The organism is Phenylobacterium sp. RIFCSPHIGHO2_01_FULL_69_31, from assembly GCF_001824475.1.
GTDB lineage: Bacteria > Pseudomonadota > Alphaproteobacteria > Caulobacterales > Caulobacteraceae > Phenylobacterium.
In genome coordinates, this window is the sequence record NZ_MHXN01000012.1 from 1 (window position 1) to 22,955 (window position 22,955).

Consider the following 22,955-nt stretch of genomic DNA (forward strand, 5'->3'; position numbering starts at 1 on the left):
GCATCGACAGGCCGAACACATGGCCGCACCGACCAGCTCTGCAACAGCTCAAGAACACCCTTGCCGACGGAGAGCCGTCCACACAGGGTCGAAGCAGGCCCTTGAACACCGCATCACCGGACCCGCCCGCGATCTGTGAGGACACAAGTCCAGGCGGTGCTACCCCGGAATCTTCAGCCCCAGCTCCCGCAGCAGCTTGAACCAGGCCTCCCGCCCCTTGGCGCGGCTGAACATGGCCTCGGCCGTGACCCGCGCCGCCGCCCGCAGCGGCCGGGAGGCCTCGGGATCGCGGCACGCGGCGATCATGGCGCCGGAGAGGGCGTCCACGTCGAAGAACGGCAGCAGCCGGCCGTTCTTCCCGTCCTGGATCGCATCGCGCACGGGGGCGGTGTCGGACCCGATCACATAGCACCCCGACGCCATCGACTCCGAAAGCGACCACGAGAGGACGAAGGGGTAGGTGTAGTAGACATGCGCCGCGCCCAGGCGCAGGGCGGCTAGCATCCGCTCGTGCGCCACCCGACCCAGGAAGTGCACCCGCGCCGGGTCGTAGTCGATGCCCTGGAAACAGGCGTCCTTCCAGGTCATGCCTTCGGGGGCCGCGGCGCCATAGGGCTTCTTGGTCGGATCGCCGATGAGGATCACCTGCGCCTCCGGGACCTCGCGCAGCAGCCGGGGCAGGGCGCGCGCCAGGATGTGCAGTCCGCGCAGGGGCTCCATGTGGTTGTTCACGTGGGTGATCACGGGCGTACCGGGCTCGATCACGCGCCCGTCGTCCAGGGCGAACGGTTCGGGCGGGCCGGGGCGGATGGCGTCCATGTCTACGCCTTCGTGGAACACCCGCGTGGCCTCGCGAAAGCGCGGGGGCAGGGTGCTGGCCTGGAACGGCGTCGGCGTCACGATCGCATCGGCCTCGGCGTAGGCGACGGCCATCATGCCGTTCTTGGCGTCGGCGCGCAGCACCGCCTCCTGGTCGTGGGCCTGGAACTCGGTGTCGAAGCCCACGTCGAAGCCGCGGCCGTGGTAGTAGAACTCGGCGAAGGCGACCCGCTTGGCATTGGGAAAGACCTCGGAGATGAAGGTCATCTCGCCCCAGCCCGGATGGCCGACGATCACCGCCGGGTCCCAGCCTTCGTTCCTCAGCGCCATCGCCGCGTCATAGGCGCTGCGGGCCCGGATCAGGTCCGCCTCCGCGCGCGTGGCCAACGGAAAGATACCGGGCGTCGAGCCGCGCTGCAGGGTGTAGCGGGCGATTTTCACGCCGGTCATGCCGCGGGCGTGGTGCTGGCCGACCGCCAGGCACGGCACGCCCCGCGCCAGCAGCTGCTGCGCCAGGTCCCCGAACTGGCCGGGGAAGTTGTTGTGGATGAAAAGCACGCCGTTGGACATGGCCGCGTTCTGCCTTGCGCCCGCGCGGCTGTCACGCCCCGGACGGCAGCGCTTTCCCGGGAGACGGCTTGCCGAGCCGAAGCGCGCCCGGCGCGCGAAGGCTGGTGCGGATGAGAGGAGTCGAACCTCCACGCCTTGCGGCGCTGGAACCTAAATCCAGTGCGTCTACCAATTCCGCCACATCCGCGTGGGGTAGCGGCCTGCCATCGCGGGCCGCGGGGCCGGCGTCAAGGGGCAGGGGGCTTGGAGGCGCCGGTTCCCCGTGACATAAGGGCCGCTTCGCGCCGCCGGGCCCCGTCCGGCGGCCTTCCCCGTTTGACGCCATGAACGGACAAGGCGCGCGTCGCGCAGGGTCCAGGAAACTTGAGAATGTCGATGCAAATCGTTGAGAAGTCTGGTGAAGGCCTGAGCCGCGTCTACGGCGTGACGGTCCCCATGTCGGACCTGACCGAGCGTCTGGAAGCCCGGATCAAGGAGATCGCCCCCACCCTCAACGTCAAGGGCTTCCGCCCCGGCAAGGTGCCGCCGGCCCACGTGCGTCGCCTGTACGGCAAGTCCATCATGAGCGAAGTGGTCCAGCAGAGCCTGACCGAGACCACCCAGAAGATCCTGGACGACAACAAGCTGCGCCCCGCCGGCGAGCCCGAGCTGAAGCCGGAAGGCGACATCGAGGCGGTGATGGATGGCAAGGCCGACCTGGCCTACGAGCTGTCGATCGACCTGATGCCCGAGTTCGAGCCGGTGGACGGCGCCTCGCTGTCGCTGACCAAGCCGGTCTACACCCCGACCGATAAGGAAGTGGACGAGGCGGTGGCCGAGCTGGCCAGCCAGAACCGCACCTACGAGGCCAAGACCGGCAAGACCGTGAAGGCCAAGGACGGCGACCAGGTGGTCATCGACTTCATCGGCCGCGTGGACGGCGAAGCCTTCGAGGGCGGCACGGCGAACGACGTCGAGCTGGTCCTGGGTTCGGGCCAGTTCATCCCGGGCTTCGAGGCCCAGCTGGTGGGCGCCAAGCCGGACAGCGACGTGACGGTGAAGGTGACCTTCCCGACCGACTACCAGGCCGCCAACCTGGCCGGCAAGGACGCCGAGTTCGAGACCAAGGTGAAGGAAGTGCGCGGCCCGGTCGACTCGCCGGCCGACGACGAGTTCGCCAAGCGCCTTGGCCTCGACAGCCTGGAGAAGCTCAAGGAGCTGGTGAAGGGCAACCTGGAAGAACAGTACGCCGGCGCCTCGCGCTTCAAGCTGAAGCGCGCCCTGCTGGACGAGCTGGACTCCAAGCACGACTTCCCGCTGCCGCCGAAGATGGTCGAGGCCGAGTTCGCTTCGATCTGGGGCCAGGTGCAGCAGGACAAGGAAGCCGGCCAGCTCCCCCCCGAGGACGCCGATAAGTCCGAGGAGCAGCTTCAGAAGGAATATCGCAAAATCGCCGAGCGCCGCGTGCGCCTGGGCCTGGTGCTCGCCGAAATCGGCCGCGCCAACAACGTCCAGGTGACCGAGCAGGAGCTGAACGAGGCGATCCGCCGCGAAGCCATCAAGTACGGCCCGCAGGCCCAGCAGGTGTTCAACCTGCTGCGCGAGAACCAGAACGCCCAGGCCCAGCTGCGCGCCCCGATCTTCGAGGACAAGGTCGTCGACCTCATCGTCTCCAAGGCCAAGGTCAAGGAGAAGAAGGTCTCGAAGGACGAGCTGATGAAGGAAGACGACCTGCCGGAAGGCTACACCGAGTAGGTCGCTTCCGCGCACACGGTGTCATCCCGGTTTCGCCGCAGGCGAAGACCGGGACCCCGGAGCGCCGGATCAGATCCAGATAAAGCGACGGCGCCGCCTCGGTTCGAGACGGCGCCGTTTGCACATTGGGGTCCCGGTCTTGCGCTGGCGCGGAAACCGGGACGACCGCTTTACAGCGAACGCAGGTGACGCAGGGCCTCGCCGTTCTCCACCTGAGCCCGCCGTTCGTTGATGGCGCGGTGCAGGTCCAGCGCCTCGGTCGGATCCAGCGGCGACAGGGCGGTCGGATCCAGGTCTTCGAAGGCGACGTCCTCGAAAGTAACCGGCGCGCCTTCGGGCACGCGTTCGCGCGGCATGTCCATGTCGGTTCTCCCACAGCTCCGCCCCGGCGGAGCCCTCTCCCACGATTAAGGTATCATTTACCCGTCACACCCGCCAACGGCCGCGCGGCCCGAAAGCTGCGCCGCGCGATCACACTCTGGTGTGGATGTTCATGCCCCTCGGGCCGGCAGGTCGAAGCGGGTCTTCGGAACGGAGCGCCAGGAATCGGTGAACCTTGATCAGGAAACGGTTGGCTTCCCTGGCGACGCGGACGTAACCTGTTCTTCCATCGCCGCGTCGGGGCGTGGAGCCATCTCTGCCGAGCGCAGAGTCGACTTCCTGTCCCCGGGAGTAGAGCGTCCCGGAGGAAGCGAGTTTTGCAGCGCACGCGTGAGCTTGAGTCCGACTACTTTCACAAGGTCGTCGATTGCCAGTGGGCCTGTCCGGCCCACACCCCCGTCCCGGAGTACATCCGCCTGATCGCGGAGGGCCGCTACTCCGAAGCCTACATGATCAACTGGAAGTCCAACGTCTTCCCGGGGATTCTCGGGCGGACCTGCGACCGCCCCTGCGAGCCCGCCTGCCGCCGGGGCCGGGTGGAGGACGAGCCGGTGGCGATCTGCCGGCTGAAGCGGGTCGCCGCCGACAACAAGTCGGACGTCACCGGCCTGATGCCGCCGCCCGCCGCCGCGCCTAACGGCAAGCGGATCGCCCTCGTGGGCTGCGGCCCGGCCTCGCTGACCGTGGCGCGGGACCTCGCGCCCCTGGGCTACCAGCTCACCATCTTCGACGGCGAGGCCCGGTCGGCCGGGATGATCCGCAGCCAGATCCCGCGCTTCCGCCTGCCCGAGGAGGTGATCGACGAGGAGGTCGGCTACGTCCAGGCCCTCGGCGGCGTCGAGATGCGCTTCGGCCAGCGGATCGACAGCCTGAAAGCGCTGCTGGAGGAGGGCTACGACGCCGTCTTCGTCGGCTCCGGCGCCCCGCGCGGCCGCGACCTGGACCTGCCGGGCCGACAGGAGGCCGCCGCCAATATCCACATCGGCATCGACTGGCTGAGCTCGGTCTCCTTCGGCCACATCGAGCGGATCGGCCGCCGCGTGATCGTCCTCGGCGGCGGCAACACCGCCATGGACTGCTGCCGCACCTCGCGCCGCCTGGGCGGCGAGGACGTGAAGGTGATCGTCCGCTCCGGCTTCGAGGAGATGAAGGCGTCCCCCTGGGAGAAGGAGGACGCGATGCACGAGGACATCCCGATCCTCAACTACCGCGTCCCCAAGGCCTTCACCCACGACGGCGGGCGGCTGACCGGCGTGCTCTTCGAGGTGGTGAAAGCGGAGTTCGACGACCGGGGCCGACGCCGGCTCGTCCCCTCCGGCGAGCCGGACGAGCACTACGAATGCGACGACGTGCTGGTGGCCGTGGGGCAGGAGAACGCGTTCCCCTGGATCGAGACCGACATCGGCCTTCAGTTCGACGAATGGCATATGCCCCAGGTCGACCCGGCCAGCTTCCAGTCGACCCTCCCCAACGTCTTCTTCGGCGGCGATGCGGCCTTCGGGCCCAAGAACATCATCTGGGCGGTGGCGCAGGGCCACGAGGCCGCGGTCTCGATCCACAAGTTCAGCTGCGGCGAGGACGTGAGCGTCCGTCCGCCGCCCGGCGTGACTCTCGTGAGCCAGAAGATGGGCATCCACGAGTGGAGCTACGACAACGACGTCTCCAACGACCACCGCTACCGGGTCCCGCTGCTCGACAAGAAGGAAGCCCTGACCAACGTGCGCCTCGAGGTCGAGCTGGGTTTCGACCGGGAGCTGGGCCTGAAGGAGGCGCAGCGCTGCCTGAACTGCGACGTCCAGACGGTGTTCGCCGACAAGCTGTGCATTGAGTGCGACGCCTGCGTCGACATCTGCCCGATGGACTGCATCACCTTCACCGAGGACGGTGAGGAAGCCGACCTGCGCGGTCGCCTGAAGGCGGCGGCCACGAACCTGACCCAGGATCTCTATGTCTCCGGCAAGCTGGCCACCGGCCGGGTGATGGCCAAGGACGAGGACGTCTGCCTGCACTGCGGCCTATGCGCCGAACGGTGCCCCACGGGCGCCTGGGACATGCAGAAGTTCTATCTCGAGATGACGCACGCGGGGCCGCAATGCCTGAGTCAGTAACGGCAGGGGGGCAGGCGTCGGGCGGCAAGCCCCGGATCAACGACTTCGTCGTCAAGTTCGCCAATGTGAACGGCTCGGGATCGGCCAGCGCCAACGGCCTCTTCGCCCGCTCGGTGATGCGGATGGGCGTGCCGGTGGCGGCGCGCAACATCTTCCCGTCGAACATTCAGGGCCTCCCCACCTGGTACGAGGTGCGGATCACCGAGGCGGGGTATCTGGGCCGGCGCGGCGGCGTCGACCTGATGGTCGCCATGAACCCCCAGACCTGGGATCGGGATCTGGCCGAGATCGAGAGCGGGGGCTTCCTGTTATACGACTCCACCAAGCCGATCCCGCCCTCGCGCTTCCGGGACGACATCACCGTCATCGGCGTGCCGCTGACGGCCATGTGCAACGAGGCCTACGAGCTTCCGCGCGAACGCCAGCTCTTCAAGAACACCATATATGTCGGGGCCTTGGCGGCGCTTCTTGGCATCGACCTGGCCGCCATCGAGAGCCTCCTGACCGACGACTTCGCCGGCAAGGACCGGCTGATCAAGGCCAATGTCGAGGCCCTGCACATGGGCCACGGCTATGTCCGCGAGCGCCTGGCGCCGCTGCCGCTGCAGGTCCGGCCCGCCAACGGCGTGGGCGACCGGATCTATGTGGAGGGCAACCAGGCCGCGGCCCTGGGCGCGGTCTATGGCGGGGCCACCGTCTGCGCCTGGTATCCGATCACGCCGTCCACCTCACTTGCCGAGGCTTTTACCAGCTATTGCCAGGACTTGCGGACAGATCCTGAGACCGGAAAGGGCCGCTGCGCGATCATCCAGGCCGAGGACGAGATCGCCTCCATCGGCATGGTCGTCGGCGCCGGCTGGAACGGCTGCCGCGCCTTCACCGCCACCTCGGGGCCCGGCGTGTCGCTGATGACCGAGTTCATCGGCCTCTCGTACTTCGCCGAGATCCCGGCGGTGATCTTCGACGTCCAGCGGGGCGGGCCGTCCACCGGCATGCCCACCCGCACGCAACAGGCGGATCTGCTGGCCGCCGCCTACGCCGGCCACGGCGACACCAAGCACCCGATGCTGCTGCCCGCCGACCCCGGCGAATGCTTCGAGATGGGGGCCCAGGCGTTCGACCTGGCCGACCGGCTGCAGACCACGGTTTTCGTCATGCTCGACCTCGACATCGGCATGAACGAGTGGCTGACCGAGCCCTTCCGCTGGGACGACACCCGCCGCCTCGACCGCGGCAAGGTCATGACCGCCGAGCAGCTGGAGGCGGGCGCGGACTTCGGCCGCTACAAGGACGTGGACGGCGACGGCATCCCCTACCGCACCTATCCGGGCACGCACCCCACCAAGGGCGGCTACTTCACCCGCGGCACCTCGCGGAACCCCTACGCCCGCTACTCGGAGGAGGGCGCGGTCTACGTCGACAACATGGAGCGGCTGCTCCGCAAGTTCGAGACCGCCAAGGCCCTGGTCCCGGCGCCGGTGATCCGGCCCGCCAAGGGCAAGACCCGCGAGGGCGTCATCTATTTCGGCTCCACCACCCCGGCCATGCACGAGGCCTTGGAGATGCTTGAGGCGCAGGGACGGCGGCTGAACGCGCTGCGCGTGCGGGCCTTCCCCTTCGCCGACGAGGTCTTCGACTTCATCGCCCAGCACGACCGCGTCTACCTGATCGAGCAGAACCGCGACGCCCAGCTGCGCACCCTGGTGATGACCGAGGGCGACGTGGACCCCGCCAAGCTCGTCTCCATCCTCCACTACGACGGCACCCCCATCACCGCCCGCTTCATCGCCGGCGCCATCGCCCAGCGCATGCAGGTGGGCCAGATCGAGGCTGCGGAATGACCTACATCCTGAAGCCCCAGCTGCATCACCCCAGCCTGCCGACCAACAGCCTGGGCTACACGCGCCGCGACTACGAGGGCTCGGTCTCGACCCTCTGCGCCGGCTGCGGCCACGACAGCATCTCGTCGGCCATCATCCAGGCCTGTTTCGAGCTGGAGCTGCCGCCGCACCGGGTGGCCAAGCTCTCCGGCATCGGTTGTTCGTCCAAGACGCCCGACTACTTCCTGGGCGCCAGCCACGGCTTCAATACCGTCCACGGCCGCATGCCCTCGGTGCTGACCGGCGCCAACCTCGCCAACCGCGAGCTGATCTACCTCGGCGTCTCCGGCGACGGCGATTCCGCCTCCATCGGCCTCGGCCAGTTCGCTCACGCCATCCGCCGCGGCGTGAACATGCTCTACATCGTCGAGAACAACGGCGTGTACGGCCTGACGAAGGGCCAGTTCTCGGCCACCTCCGACAAGGGTTCCAAGTCCAAGCGGGGCGTGGTCAACCACGACGCCGGCATCGACATGGTCAGCCTGGCCCTCCAGATGGGCGCCACCTTCGTCGGCCGCAGCTTCTCCGGCGACAAGGCCCAGCTCGTGCCCCTGATCAAGGCGGGCCTGGCGCACAAGGGCGCCGCCTTCATCGACTGCATCTCCCCTTGCGTGCAGTTCAACAACCACCCGGGCTCGACCAAGAGTTTCGACTACGTCCGCGAGCACAACGAGGTGGTGAACCGGCTGGACGTCATTACCCCGCGCGACCCGATCCACGTGGACTACAAGCCGGGCGAGACCGTGCGGGTCCAGCAGCACGACGGCTCGGTCCTGTCGCTGCACAAGCTGAACGAGCTCTACAACCCCAACAGCCGCGCCCAGGCCCTGGGCTACCTCCAGGCGCGGCAGGCGAGGGGCCAGATCGTCACCGGCCTCCTCTTCGTCGATCCCGAGGCCGGCGACCTCCACGACGCCGTCGGCACCGTCGACACGCCGCTCAACCAGCTCTCCGAAGCCGAGCTCGTGCCAGGCCAGGCCGCCCTCGATCGCATCAACGCCAGCCTGCGGTAGTCGTCGCCCGCGCCGGAGCGGCGGGTCCCCGCGGAACCACGGCGCCGCTTGGCGGTTAGCGAACCGATCCTGCCGCTCATCGCGGCGCGGGGCGGGGAGACCGGATGATCGCGCGCGCTCGGCGACTGTTGCGAAGCCTTGCGGACGCCTTCTGGGTCTTGCCGGCGGCCATCGTCGTCATCCTTGCCGGGCTCGGCCTGTTGGTGGTCGAGATCCAGATCTGGGGCGCCCTGCCGGATTGGCTCCCGTCGGATTGGATTTATGGAGGCGGAGAGACCGGCGCGCGCACACTGCTAGGCGCCGTCGCGTCGTCGACGATCGGCGTCGCCGGGACCCTCTTCTCCATCACCATCGCCGCGCTCTCGCTGGCTTCAAGTCAGATGGGGCCCCGCCTGTTGCGGAACTTCGTCAGGGACCGCGGCAACCAGGTCACGCTCGGCGTTCTGCTCGGCACGTTCGCTTATGCCCTCATCGTCCTGCGGTCGGTCCGCGGGGGCGAGGAGAACCCCTTCGTGCCGTCGTTGGGCGTTACGCTCGGCCTCGCCCTGTCCGGCGCCTGCATCGCGTTGATGATCTATTTCGTCCATCACGTCGCGACCCGGATCAACGTCGATACCGTGATCGATCTGGTCCATGACGACATCCAGCGCGACATCGATCGTCTGACCTCGCCGGCGGGCGAGGCCGACGCGACCCCGCCGATCGACCTCGACTGGCGTGGCGCCGGCGAGGTCAGATTCGAGGCCTCAGGATACTTGCAGCAGATCGACGCCGCCGGGCTCGCCGAATGGGCGGCCGAACATGGCACGACGATCCGCCTCCTTATCCGACCCGGGCAGTTCGTTTACCCCGGCGCGGCGATCGCCCTGGTTTGCCCGCCGGTGGAGGGCGCCCGCAAGGCGCTGCACGACGGCACGGCCTTGAGCGCGCAGGGAGGCAGCCCCGGCGACCTGACCTACCCGGTCCTGCAACTCGTGGAGGTCGCGGTTCGCGCGCTCTCGCCCGGCATCAACGACCCCCGCACGGCGATCAGCGTCCTCGACCGTCTGGGCGGCGCCCTGGCTGGGATCGCCTCGCGCGAGCTCCGCAGCGGCGTGATCCAACACGAGGGCGAGCCGAGGCTGCTGATCCCGGCTCTAACCTACGGCGATGTGCTCCAGGCGATGTTCCCGATGATCCGCCAGGCCGCCGGGCGCACGCCCGCGGTGCTGCTGCATCTCATGGCGGTGCTGAACGCGGTGGCCGGCGTCGAACGGCGGGACGAGCGGCTCTCCGCCCTGCGCCGCACGGCCGAGGAGGTCGTCGAGGAGGCGCGCGTCGGGTTCGTCAACCGGTTCGACCTGGAGGCGCTAGACGCGGCCCACAGGGCGTTTCTGGCGACCATCGCCAGCCGTTCGAGCGCGACGGTTGTCGAATGCTAGGGGGCCGCGCCTCTCAACCCGCGCTTCGAAGCCAAACCCTCGCCCGGCGAGGCCGCCCTCGACCGCATCAACGCTTCGCGACGTTAGGCCGCCCCAACCAGATCGCCAGGATGGCGAGCGCGGCGGCGCCCGCCAGGGCCGCCCCGGCGGGCAGGGGCTTGGCCTCGTGCTCGGCGACCCACACCGCGATCAGGCCCCAGACGATCGGCACGGCATAGGCCAGGAGCCGCAGGCGCAACAGCACCGCCGCGCCCACCGCCGTCACCACGGCCACCCCGACCACGCCCACCACCTCGCTCCCGGGCGGAACCAGCCGGAAGGCGGTGAGGACGGTCACGATGTTGATCGCCGAGGCGATGGTCAGCCAGCCCGCGAGTAGGCCCAGCGGCCAGTAGACGAACAGGTGATCGCGCACGTTCGACTCATAGGCGGGCAGGGCTCGCATCAGGGCGAAGATCGCCGCCGCCGCCGAGGTCACGATGATGACCACGCTCGCCCACTGCCAGTTGGCCCCAGCCGCCAGCAGCCAGACGCCGCAGCCGGCGATGGCCACGATCGCCGGCGCCGCCGTCGCCGCCACCGCCGCATCGTCCCGGTTCCGGGGCAGCGCCTGCCACACCGCATAGGCCAAGAACCCCGCATAGATCACCGACCAGATGGAGAAGGCGTAGCCGGCGGCCCGCAGCGTCTCGTTGCCGTCGTCCGCGAACTCCGAGGCCGACAGGCCCAGGTCCAGCAGCGCCTGTGCGGCCGGAACGCCGATGGCGAAGGCCACGGCCAGGGGGATCAGCACGCGCCGGGCGGCAGGGTTCACCGTTTCTCAGCCTTGTCTTTGTCGTCGTCTTTGTCGTCGGGCGCGGCCTTGGCGCCGCTCAGGGCGGGAACATAGAGCCCGCTCGCCATCCCCGCCAGGAACCCCTCGGGGCGGAAGCGCGGGCCGTACTGGGCGCAGGGGTCCGGGTCCTCGATCTTCCGCGACTTGTGGTCCTCGGGCGTCATCACCGCGCCCACAGTGTCGCCGAACGGCTCGGCGAACTGCAGGGCGTCCCCGAGGCGGCTCAGCGAGGGATCGTCGGTGCCGATGGGGGTGGCGTTACGGTTCCAGACCACGGCGGCGACCTGCTTGCCGTCCCGCGCGATCATCTCGGCCTCGGCGCCCAGCCCGCCCACCGTGCCCGGCACGCGCAGGCCGATCGGCCCGGGGATGAAGAAGCCGCTGGCCGCCGACAGGGCCGAGGCCGCGCGCCCGGTGGGCGCCACCCTCGTCACGATCGCCCGCACCTCGGCGTCCGCCGTCTCGCCGGGCGGGGCGAGGGCAAAGCGCTCGGTCAGCTCGAAACAGAGCTGGGCGTCCACTTCCCGCAGCAGGACGTCACGCTCCTGGGGCGTCAGCCAGGCCGTCGTCTTGCCCTCCGCCAGCCGCGCCGGCTGGATCGAAACCCGGCCGACTTCCGCCAGCCGGTCCTTGTCGCTCCGCCGCACGACGCTGGTCCGCACCGTGCCGTCCTTGGCCTCCAGGCCTTCATAGCTGGACAGCTGCCCGGAATACCGCCCGGGCGTGGCGCATGCGGACAGGGCGGCCGGCAACAGGAACACCAACGCGAGTTTCAAAGGCAGACTCCCCGGACAGACTGTCCGAACGCACGCTGCGCCGCGCAGGTTGCAGGCGTGTGGCAGAGGGAGGTCGTGGCGGGTGGCGCGAGGTCTGCAGTTCGGCAACACCTGATCTCCGGATGCGGCGTGCGACGCACGAACCCGAAGCCTGCCAAGCCATTATACCGACCCGCGAGCAAGGTGCGGTGAGACATGGACAGACTGGTGATCGGCGACGTGGAGATCGCCGTTGAATCCTTCGGCGCCCCCGACGCGCCTCTCATCGTCCTGGCCATGGGGGCCACCTATTCGATGCTGGGCTGGCCGGCGCCGCTCTGCGAAGCGCTCGCCGCCCGCGGCTTTCGCGTCATCCGCTACGACCACCGCGACACCGGTCTCTCCACCACCGTCGCCCCTGGCGCTGCGACCTACACCGTCGAGGACCTGGCCGCGGACCTCGTTGGCCTCATCGCAGCCCAGGGCGCTGGCCGCGCCCATGTGGTCGGCATGTCGCTGGGCGGCTACATCGGTCAGGTCGCCGCGCTGTCGGCCCCCGAGCGCATCGCCTCGCTCACCCTCATCGGCGCCGAGCCGCTCGGCTGGGACGGCCCGCCGCTGCCGCACATCGCCCCGGTGTTCCTCGAACACTTCGAGACCCTCGCCGACCTCGACTGGTCCGACCGGGAAGCCGCGATCGCCTTCCTCACCGGGGTCGCCCGCCTTTGCGCCGGGTCGGCCATCCCCTTCGACGCGGCCGCCGCCCGCGCCGAGGCCGCCGCCGTCCTGACGCGGACGTCCAGCCCTCTCAGCGCCTTCAACCATGCCACGGTGGCGACCCAGGGCGACTGGACCGCCGCCTTCCGCCGCATCGCCCAGCCGGTCCTCGTGCTCCACGGCGAAGAAGACCCGATCCTGCCGCTCGCCAACGGCCAGGCCCTCGCCGCGGGCATCCCGGGAGCCGACCTTCGGATCCTGCCGGGCGTCGGCCACGAACTGCCGGCCGTCCTGATCCCCACCATCGCCGACGCAATCGCCGGCCTTGCCGCCCGCGCCTGACGGCGTCCCGGGTCCGGCGTCAGCCCACCAGGATCCAGCCCGACGTCAGCGAGCTGGCCTGGACCCCGACCAGGATCATCTCGCCCCCGCCCGTCATGCTGATCACTGTGTCGGCGCCGACCTGGCTCACCGTGTACTGCGTGCCGGGGTCCAGCAGCACCCGGTCCCCCTCGGCGCGATTGAAGTCCAGGACCCGGTCGATCCCGGCGTCTCCGAACGAGTGGAAAAGGTCGGCGCCTTCGCCCCCGCTGACCGTGTCGGCGCCCTTGTCCCCCGAAACATAGTCGGCGCCGGCGCCGCCGCGGATGATGTCGTTGTCCTGGCCGCCGCGAACGGTGTCGGCGCCGGCGCCGCCCTCGCAGGTGTCCGCGCCGATATTGCCCAGGACCAGGTCGTTGCCGTCGTCACCGAAGAGGGCGTCCTCGCCCTTTCCGCCAACCACCCAATCGTGGTCGAGCCCCCCATAGACGGTGTCGTTGCCCGTGTTGCCGTGGACATCGTCGAAGGCCGTGCCGCCACGGATCTGGTCGTTGCCGTCGCCGCCGCGGATGTAGTCCTCGCCGCCGCCGCCATCGATGGTCTCGTTGCCGGCCCCGCCGATCAATGTGTCCGGGCCAGCGGTCGGCGCGAGGACCGGCCCGGGCTGGACAGGACCGGTCGGCGCCCCCGGGTTCGCTTCGCCATACGGCTGTATCCAGCCGGGGCCCCAGAGCACGTTGCGGGGATCGACGCCGGTCGGACCGGCCTGATCGACGCTGACCTCGATCGCCACGCGGCCACTCAGGAATCCGCCCATGATGTTCGGCGTCGCCTGACCTTCGATGACCAGGAAGAAGGCGCCACGGCCCGAGAGCGTGCTGTGCGGATCCCGCGTCGCCGCCGTGACGGGAAAGTCGAACTCCTGGATCCTGTCCGGGTCCAGGGCCCCGATGTAGGGGTCGTCGACAGAGCGGCTGCCATGGATGGTGGTGATCAGGAACTGGCCCGGCTCGACCTCCCGATAGAGCGACGCCGAGAGCCAGGCCTCCTCGACCAGGCCGGTCAGCCCGGTATCGGTCTGGTCGGGCAGCAGGCGAACCTGGATGGTTTGAGCCCCCTGCGGAATGTCCAGCTTCACGAAGGTGACGCCCATCTGGGTGGGCAGGGTCACCTGGCCGATCGCCCGGCCGCCGGCGGCGGGATTGAACGAGATCGTGGTGGCGGGGCCAGAGGCCGGCACGTTCAGGGTGGGCATGAAGGGCGACCTTTACTGGGACACGTCGCCCCCGCCCTTGCAGGGGGAATGCCACTCGGCGGGCGAGGCGCAAGGGCGAGTCGCCGCGCCTTTTGGGCCTCGACGTTCATGCCCCGGTCGCCCGCCTTGCTTGGAGACCCAGGCTAGAAGGACCGGCCCCCGACGGCCATTAGGCCGAATGGGCTACAACGGCCGCTGCGCCCGACGCTCGCTGCGCGATGGAGGCTGCAGCCGTGTGATACGCGCGGGGCAGGGCGGCTAGGGCGCCTTCGACGGCCGCCGGCGCCGCGGGACCCGCACCGTCGCTTCGCCATCCATGATCAGTTCGCCCTCGACGAAGGCGTCGCAGCGCAGGACGACCCGCGCGGCCGCCTCATCGATGCTCGCGACCGTCACCCGCGCCGAGACGACGTCGCCGATGCGGACCGGCTTATGGAAGTTCAGCGTCTGGCCCAGGTAGATCGCCCCGGCCCCCGGCAGGATCGTGCCGACCACCGCCGAGCCGAACGACGCCGACAACAGGCCATGCGCGATCCGGCCCCGATAGGCCGTCTTCGACGCGAACGCCTCGTCCATGTGCAGCGGATTGAAATCGTCCGACGCCTCCGCGAACCGCCGGATTCGCTCCTCGGTCACGGTCACAAGCTTCTCGGCCGTCATCCCGACGGAGAGCTCCTCCAGGATGTAGCCGCCGGACGGATGAGGTTCAGTCATGTGGTGGGGATTAAAGGCGGAGGCGGCGGGTCGCTAGCGGAAACGCGGGCTGAGCTGTGGCGGATGGCGATAGAGAGGCAGGGTGCAAGAGGCAGGCCTTGGCGTGCTAGCGCAGAAGGGAGCTTTGATAGAGGTGCGCGTGTCGATCCAAGTTGTTGACCTACCGACTACAATGACATCGGCTGACCTGTAGGACTCCACACCAACATCGTGTTCGCTGAGATGAACCATCAGAGTTATCGCTCGGGCTATGCCGACAGCCACGCCCTAGTTGTGGGGATAGACGCATATCGCCACGTTGGGCCGCTTGCCCACGCGGCCAACGATGCTCAGGGTGTCGCAGACGCTCTCACAGCCAACGGCTTCCCGCCCGGTAACGTTCAGCTACTTTTAGACGGTGCGGCGACCCGCGCCGCCATCATGACTGCTTTTATGAGGTTTGCTGGCCCCGCCGCACTGGGACCGGACGATCGTCTACTTGTCTTTTTTGCAGGGCATGGTCACACCTTAACCGGCAGGAGGGGTGAGACAGGTTTCTTGGTGCCAGCCGATGGCGCTATTGAAGATGCCTCGACCCTCATCCGCTGGGATGAGCTGACGCGCAACAGCGAACTCATGGGCGCGAAGCATGTCCTATTCCTCATGGACGCCTGCTACGGCGGCCTAGCGGTCAGTCGGAAATCCCTTCCGCCAGGGACAAGCCGCCTGCTAAATGACATGACGCGCCGCTATTCCCGCCAAGTCTTGGCATCGGGAAAACCAAATGAAGTCGTGGCGGATGGTGGTGGTGTGCGCCCCGGGCACTCCCTATTCACGGCCCATCTGTTGAATGGTCTCGACGGAGCCGCGGCGACGGCTGAGGGAGTTATCACTGCTCAGGGCCTTATGGCCTACGTGTACGACAAGGTGGGCAGCGACCCATTTTCAGGGCAGACGCCCCACTACGGTTCAATTGACGGCGACGGCGACTTCGTTTTCCAGCCGCAGCTTCTGACTGAGGCTGAGGGAGAGAAGGACCCATCACCCTTGATGATTCAAATTCCCACCCCGGATCGAGCGATATCGCTGTCTGCCGAGAGCGGGGCGGAAAAGCTCAAGCGGCTCCTTCCCGATCGTGCCAGTCGCATACTGTTGGAGGAGTTCGTCAACGAGCAGCTCCGTGTCACCATCGCCGCACTCAACGATGAGCGGTTTTCCGCGCAGCCCGGAAATGGTGATCCAGAGTTCGAGCAGCGCTTGAAGGCTTACGAGCAGATCATACGGCCACTTCAAGACACCGTTATCTTGCTGGCCAAGTGGGCGGAGCCGGAGCAGGTTCGTCTTCTGGAACATATCTTTGCGCGTCTAGCCGAGGCAGACCGCGCGAATTCAGGCGTCATCCGCTGGATCGCACTCTCGTGGTACCCACTCTTCAATTTGATGTACGTTGGCGGTATTGCGGCGCTGTCGACTAGCCGCTTCGACACCTTGAAAGCGTGCCTGCTCACGCCTGTTACTGCGAGTTATCGTAGTCTCTCGGGCCGAAACCCGGTGATTCTGCCGGTAACGTATGCGCTGGTTGAAATCGGCGACGCCTTCAAGAAAATTCCTGGCTACGAGAGACGTTACACACCTCGAAGCGACTACCTTTTCAACAACCTCCAACCCATCCTTGAAGATCAACTTTTCCTGGGCCGGCGGTACGAGGAGCTGTTCAACGCTTTTGAAGTGATGCTTGCTCTCACCTTCGCCGACGTTCGTGCCCCGGGCGAGCGTGTCTGGGGACCGCCGGGACGCTTCGCCTGGGAGCGCAGCGGAGAAGCGTCGTACTCCGACATCGTCAGGGATCTTGCCGCCGATGGGACCGCTTGGGCTGCACTCAAATCCGGCTTCTTCGAGGGGAAGTTGGAACGCTTCCAAGAACTAAGCGAAGGCTATAAGGAGACCATCAGCAAGTCTGGGTGGTTGTAAGCGTAATGTTGCCTCCAACATTAGAGCTTCGCCAAAAAACTGCTGACCGCAGGCCAGAACTTCAGGGCAGCGGCGATCGCCACGAGGACGGCTGCGATGCATGCACAGCGTAGGCTGGCGTTTAGCGCTTCCGACCGCTTCAGATTCTCCTCGCAAATATGATCGATCGCGATCTGCTGCTGCTTCGCAGCCCAAGCGAGAGCGTCCTTAAGGTTGAACGTCTGAGCGTGGACAAGCGCGCCTTCCCACCACGCGGGAGCGAGACCGGGTGCCCTAAACTCATCTGATCGAACGCCGCGGAAGCTGATGATCCCGCCCCACACGAAGAACGCGATTGCGCCAGCGGCCAACCAGTCGGCCAAATTGCCCGCGGTAGAGATTACGCTGGCGGCGACAGCAGCGGCGGCGAACATGATGGTCGCCACCTGCGTTGCTCGCGCGTCTAGGGCGTGCGACGCGGTTTGCAGCGCCGTGATGTGGCGGACTCCCTCCTCAAACACGAATCGGGCGACGCTCTCGTCCAGCGTGTGAACGACCTCTTCAGCGACCTCAGCTTCTCGAGCGGACATGTCCAAGCCTCCCGCACCTCCGCCTCCGCCGCAACCCACCAGGCGAGATGCGCCTGGCTCGGACCGCGCGGGCCGCTCCGAGCCGACCCGTACGCCGAACCAGTCGCCTCGGCCTTCTACGCCGCCTCGGAAAGGGTGAGGGAGATGAGCAGACCGCCAACCCCGCCTCCGCCGCCTCAACCGACACGTCGCGAGATCGTCGAGAAGAACGATCGTCGACCGACGCCACCGCCCCCACCGCCTCTCCCCGAGCGTCGGGGCTAGGTAGGGCAACGCCTTTCTCGAGGAGTCGCGGGCGCGCTGCTCCTCTCGGGCGGAAAGGCGGAAGGCCGACACTGCTAGTGCCTTGGGGGCGGTCTTATGGAGGCCGGACCGGTCCGGCAAAGCAGGCTTCAAGCGATGATGCCTGAAGAGAGAAATCGTCTCCGAGGCAGCGGCTGACATGTGTTTGTCGCGCCCCGTTCGTATGAGTGACACCAACACAATAAGCGAAGAGTCGCGGCTGCTGAGTTGCCACTTCTCGCCGAACCACCCCTACGTCCGCACCTGACGCACCGCCGCTCCACACTCCCCCGGAATGTTGGACGCGCTCGACATCACCGAAGCTGAGGCTCAGGGCCTTTCCGAACTCGCGCAGCATGACCTCGCGCTGGCGCGGGACTTTGCGCGGCGGGCGCAGGCGGCGGAGGATGCCGACGAGGCCAGCCGCCTGGGGCGCAGCTATCAGCGCGCGGCGCGGTCCTATCGCCAGACCCTGGCGCTGAAGGCGCGTCTGAAGCGGGACCTGGCGGCCGCCGCCAAGGACCAGGCCGGCGCGCCGAAGGCCAAGCCCGGCGGGGCGGCCGTGGCGCGCCGCATCGGCGAGCTGCGCGCCGCGCTCCTGCGGCTGGCCTGGGACGAGGCCGAGCGGACCGAGGTCGAGCCGGAGGAGGGGGAGGGCGCCGGGGCTGAGGACCACGCCGCCGCCGACCGCCTGCAGGCCTTCGCCTGGGTGCGCCAGGACCTGGAGGCCGTGATCGCCCGGGACGTCGTCAATGACAGCTTCGGCGCCGAGCCCCTAGACGATCACGTGGCCCGCGTGGCCCTGCGGCTGGGCATGGACGCCCCCGCCATCGCCCGCTGGCGCGACCTGCCCGACCCGCCCGACGCGGCCCTGGCCTTCGAGCCGGACGAGGCCGACGATTGGGACGAGGTAGATGACGAGGCGGATGACGAGAATTGGGAAAGCTCGGCGTGACCCGCCTGCGCCGCGCCCGCGGCGAAGCCGCTCTCTCGAACCACGGACCACACGGACCACACGGACGAGGCCGCAGCTCGTCCGCGCGCGTCCGTGTTCGTCCGTGACGTCCGTGGTCAAACCAAACCGCCTTCGGCCGAGACGGGCGCGCCCGAAAGACATGAAAACCGCAGAAGGCGCAGAAGACGCAGAACAGGGCCGGGGCGCTGCCGCTGGTCCCTTCTGCGCCTGTCTGCGTTTTCTGCGGTTGAACCCTGGGCCTACGGCCCGGTCAGCCCTGCGCCAGTTCGCCCACCACGAAGGCGTCCTCGCCGTCGCGCACCAGGCCTTCCAGCACCTCGGTCAGGTCCTCGGGCGCCACGATCAGCACCAGGCCCAGGCCGCAGTTGAAGGTGCGGCGCATCTCCGCCTCCGACACCCCGCCCGTCTGCGCCAGCCATTCGAACACCGGCGGCATCGCCCAGGCGTTCCAGTCGAAACGGGGGACCAGCCCCTCGGCGATGGCCCGCGGCGGGTTCTCGATCAGGCCGCCGCCGGTGATGTGCGCCAGCCCCTTGATCCGCCCGGCCTTCAGGTGCGGCAGCACGGTCTTGATGTAGATCCGCGTCGGCTCCAGCAGGGCTTCGGCCAGCGTCTTGCCCTCCGCGAACGGCGCCGGGGCGTCCCAGGCCAGGCCCGAGCGCTCGACGATGCGCCGGATCAGCGAATAGCCGTTGGAGTGCGGGCCGGAGGAGGCCAGGCCCACCAGGACGTCGCCGGCCTTCTGGTCGGAAAGGCGCGGGATCACCTTGTCGCGGTCCACCGCGCCGACGCAGAACCCGGCCATGTCATAGTCGCCCTCGGCGTACATGCCCGGCATCTCGGCCGTCTCGCCGCCCACCAGGGCGCAGCCGGCCTGCCGGCAACCCTCGGCGATGCCGGCGACGACCGAGGCGGCGGCCTCCACGTCCAGCTTGCCGGTGGCGTAGTAGTCCAGGAACATCAAGGGCTCGGCGCCCTGGGCCAGGAGGTCGTTGACGCACATGCCCACGAGGTCGATGCCCACCGTGCCGTGCAGGCCGGTCTCGATGGCGACCTTCAGCTTGGTGCCGACGCCGTCCGTTGTCGTGACCAGCAGCGGATCGTCATAGCCGGCGGCCTTCAGGTCGAACAGCGCCCCGAAGCCGCCCAGCGACGGCTCCGAGCCCGCCCGGCGGGTGGATTTCGCCAGCGGCTTGATGCGTTCGACGAGGGCGTTGCCGGCGTCGATGGACACGCCCGCCTGCGCATAGGTGAGACCGTTTGGCCGTTCGGACATTTACGAACCCGGACTTGGAGTGCAGAGAGACGCGCTTGCGGACTGGAGTCGTCCGCGCGCGGGGCTATAGCTGATTTATGACGCCTATCACTACCACCGCCGAACTCGCGGCGTTCTGCGATAAGATCAAGGGCCAGCCGTTCGTCGCCGTGGACACCGAGTTCATGCGCGAGACCACCTATTGGCCGAAGCTTTGCCTGATCCAGGCGGCGGCGCCCTCGGCCGAGGCCACCATCGACCCTCTGGCCGACGGCCTCGACCTGGAGCCGTTCCTTGAGATCATGCGGGATACGTCGATCCTGAAGGTCTTCCACGCCGCCCGGCAGGACGTGGAAATCTTCAACAACCTGCAGGCCATGCCCAGGCCGCTGTTCGACACCCAGGTGGCCGGCATGGCCGCAGGGTTCGGTGAACAGATCGCCTACGACGCCCTGGTGCGCCAGATGCTGAAGATCGAGCTCGACAAGTCGAGCCGCTTCACCGACTGGGCCCGCCGGCCGCTGACCGACAACCAGCTCACCTACGCCCTGGCCGACGTGACGCACCTGGCCAAGCTGTTCCCCATGCTGCGGGACCGGCTGGAGCGGGAAGGGCGCCTCGCCTGGGTCCAGGACGAGATGAACGACCTCACCGACCCGGCGAACTACGACGTCGAGCCGGAGAACGCCTGGAAACGGCTGCGCCCGCGCCGGCACACCGCCAAGTACCTGGCCGTCTATCGCGCCGTCGCCGCCTGGCGCGAGCGCACCGCCCAGCTTCGCGACCAGCCGCGCGGCCGCATCCTGAAGGACGAGGCGATCGACGAGATCGCAACGCAGGGGCCGACCGACGCCGAGGGCCTTGATCGCCTGCGCTCGGTGCCCAAGGGCTTCTCGGGCTCGCGCTTCGGGCCGGACCTGATCACCTCCATCCGCGAGGCGCTGAAGGACCCGGAGGCCTACGCCCCGGTGGTCGAAAAGCCCCGCCAGTCGGCCTCGCCGGCCGCCGGCGCCGTGGTCGAACTCTTGAAGGTGCTGCTCAAGGCGCGGGCGGAGGAGGCGAACGTGGCCTCCAAGCTGATCGCCACGGTCTCGGACCTGGAGCAGATCGCCAACGACGACGAGGCCGATGTCGCGGCCCTCAAGGGCTGGCGGCGCGAGGCCTTCGGGGAGGACGCCCTGAAGCTCAAGCGCGGCGAGCTGGCGCTGGTGCTGGACGGCGCGCGGGTTCGGGTCGTGGAGGTACGCCGGGCCCCGCGCGCGGCCGCCGCCGGCTGATCCTGGGGACAAGATCAAATAACGGAGTTCGCACGGCTTTTCGGACGCGTCCCGCGCTTGTCCACAGGCTGTGAACCGCCGGCGCCACCGACCGTTCACAGGGCGGCGCCAAGACAAGGTTGCGGCCCGACCGGCGTTGGGAGAACCTGACTTTGCCGAGAGGAACTGCGGCGCGGCGGACCGGGCGACCGGGAGGCCAAGCGGGCAGGCGGCCCTCCAGATCAAGGCTCCGGGGCGACCCGGGTCCAGCGGGACGTTGCGGCACGGGCGACGGAGCGGAGTCACGCTGGGCGACCAGCACGGCCGAGGTCCCACCCCACCAGCAGGCACAGGTCCCCCAACGGATCTGTTCTAGAGGGCGGTGTTCCGGGCGACCGGTGCGCCGCCCTCTTCATTTGCGGCCTTGCGGCTGCGCTCCTCGCGAGCGGTGCCGAGGGCTTGCGGGTGGGGGACAGCCCTAAGGCCATCCCCCATTTCGTCAGCTGATGACCGAGCCATCGTCGTTGTAGAGGGTGCGCGCCGTCCGCACGCCGGCGGCGTTGTAGGTGTCCACCGCATAGCCCCAGGGCTGCGTCCCGGCCACGTCGTAGATCGCCTCGTAGCGCGAGTTGTCGTCATAGACGACGTCGCGAGAGGTGATCCGGCCCTGGGCGTCGAAGTGCTCCACGATCCGCTGCCAGTTCTGGCTGGAATTGGCGTCGTAGCGCCAGAGCACGTGCGAGCCGTCGTCGTCGTAGGTGGCGTAGATGGCGAGCCGCCCCTGGGCGTCGTAGTCCGCCACCAGCCCGTCCCACGTCTGGGCGTCCGTGGTGTCGAACCAGCGCATGGACGAGGTCCCGTCCTTGAAGTTGACGCCATAGGTCAGCAGGACGCCCGTGACGCTGTAGTCGGCGCTGGCGGAGACATAGTTCTCCTTGCCGTAGCCAAACGTCAGGTCGCTGCGCGTGCCCGGCGACTGCCCCGCCTGGGCGGGCGTGATCGGATTGTAGATGCGCAGGACGCCCGGCTCGAAGCCCGGGGCGAGATTCGCCTCGGTCAGGGTCTTCACCCCGGGCAGCACGGCCACGGTCTGCGCCGCGGCGGGTCCCAGGTCGCCGTCCGGATCGTAGGTCAGCGCGCCGCTGCCCCGCCAGAACGTCAGCACGCCGGTGGCGGAGTTCAGCGGCGCCCCGCTGGCGTCCACCAGGGCCAGGCTGTCCTGCGCGGCGTCGAAGTCGGCGGCCTGGTCCACCGAGCCGTCCACGGTGAACACGAACTTGTCGCGCCCCGGGCCGCCGGTCAGCGTATCGAAGCTCGCGCCCCCCTTCAGGGTGTCGTCGCCGCCGAGGCCGAACAGCCGATCCGCATTGGCGCCGCCGGTCAGCACCTCGCCCGCGTCGCTGCCGCGCGTGTCGGTGAGCGGCGTGCTGGACACCAGCGTCATCGAATGGGTCAGCACCTCCCGGACCGGCGTCGCCAAGGGCTCGCCGAACCGCCCGTGCGTGAGGGTCACCACCACCTGGCCGGTCAGCCCGGCGTCGTAGACGGCCGCCGGACGCCCCTCGTAGGTCTTGCTGCCTTCCGTGGCTCCAGCGGCGCTCAGGACCTGCACGACGGACATTCCGCCGCTCACGCCCACCACGGCAACGACTCCGCCGTCGGCTGCGGCCGCGAGCTGTGGCGCGCCCTGCGGCGGAAAAGGCTCGCCGCCCGTCGAGGTGCCGATCGCCTTCGATCCCGACGCCACGCCGGTGGCGTCGTAAAGCCGGATCTCGGCCACGTTGGATCCGCCGGGTGGATTCACGACCGTGCCGTCATAGGCCACCGCGAAGCCGCCGTTGGACAGGCCGACGACCGAGACGTTGGCGAAACTCTCGCTGCGCGGCGGCGCTGTCGAGCCGTCGCTATTGCTGGCGGTGTCGACCGTGATGGTGCGGACCAGGACGCCCTTGGCGTCGAGCAGCTTCGCGACGAGGTCATACGTGCCGTTTCTGGGGACGTCACCCGTCGAAAGCTCGACGCGACTGCCATTGGGGAGGGTGGTTGTTGAGATCGTGGGCATGAAATCTACTCGTGTTACTGATCACGTCATCGCGCGAGGCCGCCACATGGCGCAAGTCAAACGCGACGAGCGGGCGCAACAC

General features: G+C 68.4%; 18 protein-coding genes and 1 tRNA gene. 9 read left to right on the plus strand and 10 right to left on the minus strand.

Going from position 1 to position 22,955, the window contains the following annotated elements:
- Positions 1–159 precede the first annotated feature (159 nt).
- Positions 160–1,389 carry a glycosyltransferase gene (locus A2790_RS08265; protein WP_293389816.1) on the minus strand — a complete coding sequence of 410 codons (1,230 nt, stop codon included), beginning with the start codon at positions 1,387–1,389 and terminating at the stop codon, positions 160–162.
- Positions 1,390–1,491: 102 nt separating this feature from the next.
- Positions 1,492–1,576 (minus strand) — tRNA-Leu (locus A2790_RS08270).
- Between the two features lie 188 nt (positions 1,577–1,764).
- Between A2790_RS08270 and tig the strand changes: the two genes are divergently transcribed.
- Positions 1,765–3,123 (plus strand): trigger factor, encoded by a 1,359-nt coding sequence (tig, locus tag A2790_RS08275; protein ID WP_293389906.1) that lies wholly within the window; start codon positions 1,765–1,767, stop codon positions 3,121–3,123.
- 170 nt (positions 3,124–3,293) lie between these two features.
- Here tig and A2790_RS08280 read toward each other — a convergent pair whose 3' ends face one another.
- Positions 3,294–3,485: a hypothetical protein gene (locus A2790_RS08280; protein ID WP_293389818.1), complete on the minus strand. Its 192-nt coding sequence runs from the start codon at positions 3,483–3,485 to the stop codon at positions 3,294–3,296.
- 336 nt (positions 3,486–3,821) lie between these two features.
- Here A2790_RS08280 and A2790_RS08285 point away from each other — a divergent pair, with 336 nt between their 5' ends.
- The 4 genes from A2790_RS08285 to A2790_RS08300 all read left to right on the plus strand — a co-directional run bounded on the left by A2790_RS08285 (position 3,822) and on the right by A2790_RS08300 (position 9,926).
- On the plus strand, positions 3,822–5,612 hold the full coding sequence (locus A2790_RS08285; RefSeq protein WP_293389821.1) for an FAD-dependent oxidoreductase: 1,791 nt from the start codon (positions 3,822–3,824) through the stop codon (positions 5,610–5,612).
- Positions 5,597–7,453 (plus strand): 2-oxoacid:acceptor oxidoreductase subunit alpha, encoded by a 1,857-nt coding sequence (locus A2790_RS08290; RefSeq protein ID WP_293389824.1) that lies wholly within the window; start codon positions 5,597–5,599, stop codon positions 7,451–7,453. The genes A2790_RS08285 and A2790_RS08290 overlap by 16 nt, the downstream gene beginning before the upstream one ends.
- Positions 7,450–8,505 carry a 2-oxoacid:ferredoxin oxidoreductase subunit beta gene (locus A2790_RS08295; protein WP_293389827.1) on the plus strand — a complete coding sequence of 352 codons (1,056 nt, stop codon included), beginning with the start codon at positions 7,450–7,452 and terminating at the stop codon, positions 8,503–8,505. Before A2790_RS08290 ends, A2790_RS08295 begins: the two co-directional genes overlap by 4 nt.
- A 104-nt stretch (positions 8,506–8,609) precedes the next feature.
- Positions 8,610–9,926: a DUF2254 domain-containing protein gene (locus A2790_RS08300; RefSeq protein WP_293389829.1), complete on the plus strand. Its 1,317-nt coding sequence runs from the start codon at positions 8,610–8,612 to the stop codon at positions 9,924–9,926.
- A gap of 67 nt (positions 9,927–9,993) precedes the next feature.
- Here A2790_RS08300 and A2790_RS08305 read toward each other — a convergent pair whose 3' ends face one another.
- Both A2790_RS08305 and A2790_RS08310 read right to left on the minus strand, forming a co-directional pair.
- A complete protein-coding gene (locus tag A2790_RS08305) occupies positions 9,994–10,740 on the minus strand; it encodes a hypothetical protein (protein WP_293389831.1) in 747 nt (248 codons plus the stop codon).
- Positions 10,737–11,537 (minus strand): DUF3313 domain-containing protein, encoded by an 801-nt coding sequence (locus tag A2790_RS08310; protein ID WP_293389833.1) that lies wholly within the window; start codon positions 11,535–11,537, stop codon positions 10,737–10,739. The genes A2790_RS08305 and A2790_RS08310 overlap by 4 nt, the downstream gene beginning before the upstream one ends.
- A gap of 195 nt (positions 11,538–11,732) precedes the next feature.
- Here A2790_RS08310 and A2790_RS08315 point away from each other — a divergent pair, with 195 nt between their 5' ends.
- Positions 11,733–12,575 carry an alpha/beta hydrolase gene (locus A2790_RS08315; protein ID WP_293389835.1) on the plus strand — a complete coding sequence of 281 codons (843 nt, stop codon included), beginning with the start codon at positions 11,733–11,735 and terminating at the stop codon, positions 12,573–12,575.
- Positions 12,576–12,594: 19 nt separating this feature from the next.
- On the opposite strand, the gene A2790_RS08320 is transcribed toward A2790_RS08315, so the two are convergent.
- Both A2790_RS08320 and A2790_RS08325 read right to left on the minus strand, forming a co-directional pair.
- Positions 12,595–13,809 carry a calcium-binding protein gene (locus A2790_RS08320; RefSeq protein WP_293389838.1) on the minus strand — a complete coding sequence of 405 codons (1,215 nt, stop codon included), beginning with the start codon at positions 13,807–13,809 and terminating at the stop codon, positions 12,595–12,597.
- 258 nt (positions 13,810–14,067) lie between these two features.
- Entirely contained in the window at positions 14,068–14,523 is a 456-nt protein-coding gene (locus tag A2790_RS08325; protein WP_293389840.1) for a MaoC family dehydratase, read from the minus strand.
- A 222-nt stretch (positions 14,524–14,745) separates the two neighbouring features.
- On the opposite strand from A2790_RS08325, the gene A2790_RS08330 reads away from it, so the two are divergent.
- Complete coding sequence (locus tag A2790_RS08330) at positions 14,746–16,473, plus strand: caspase family protein (protein WP_293389843.1); 1,728 nt, start codon at positions 14,746–14,748, stop codon at positions 16,471–16,473.
- Positions 16,474–16,493: 20 nt separating this feature from the next.
- On the opposite strand, the gene A2790_RS08335 is transcribed toward A2790_RS08330, so the two are convergent.
- On the minus strand, positions 16,494–17,042 hold the full coding sequence (locus tag A2790_RS08335) for a hypothetical protein (RefSeq protein ID WP_293389846.1): 549 nt from the start codon (positions 17,040–17,042) through the stop codon (positions 16,494–16,496).
- 577 nt (positions 17,043–17,619) lie between these two features.
- On the opposite strand from A2790_RS08335, the gene A2790_RS08340 reads away from it, so the two are divergent.
- Positions 17,620–18,279: a hypothetical protein gene (locus A2790_RS08340; RefSeq protein ID WP_293389849.1), complete on the plus strand. Its 660-nt coding sequence runs from the start codon at positions 17,620–17,622 to the stop codon at positions 18,277–18,279.
- A gap of 271 nt (positions 18,280–18,550) precedes the next feature.
- Here the strand turns inward: A2790_RS08340 and purM are convergent, their stop codons facing one another.
- Positions 18,551–19,576, minus strand: coding sequence for a phosphoribosylformylglycinamidine cyclo-ligase (purM, locus tag A2790_RS08345; protein ID WP_293389852.1), 1,026 nt, complete (start codon positions 19,574–19,576; stop codon positions 18,551–18,553).
- A 77-nt stretch (positions 19,577–19,653) separates the two neighbouring features.
- On the opposite strand from purM, the gene rnd reads away from it, so the two are divergent.
- The gene (gene rnd, locus A2790_RS08350) at positions 19,654–20,832 is read left to right on the plus strand and encodes a ribonuclease D (protein WP_293389855.1); all 1,179 of its coding nucleotides are present in this window, start codon (positions 19,654–19,656) and stop codon (positions 20,830–20,832) included.
- Positions 20,833–21,310: 478 nt separating this feature from the next.
- Here the strand turns inward: rnd and A2790_RS08355 are convergent, their stop codons facing one another.
- Complete coding sequence (locus A2790_RS08355; protein ID WP_293389857.1) at positions 21,311–22,873, minus strand: hypothetical protein; 1,563 nt, start codon at positions 22,871–22,873, stop codon at positions 21,311–21,313.
- Positions 22,874–22,955 lie beyond the last annotated feature (82 nt).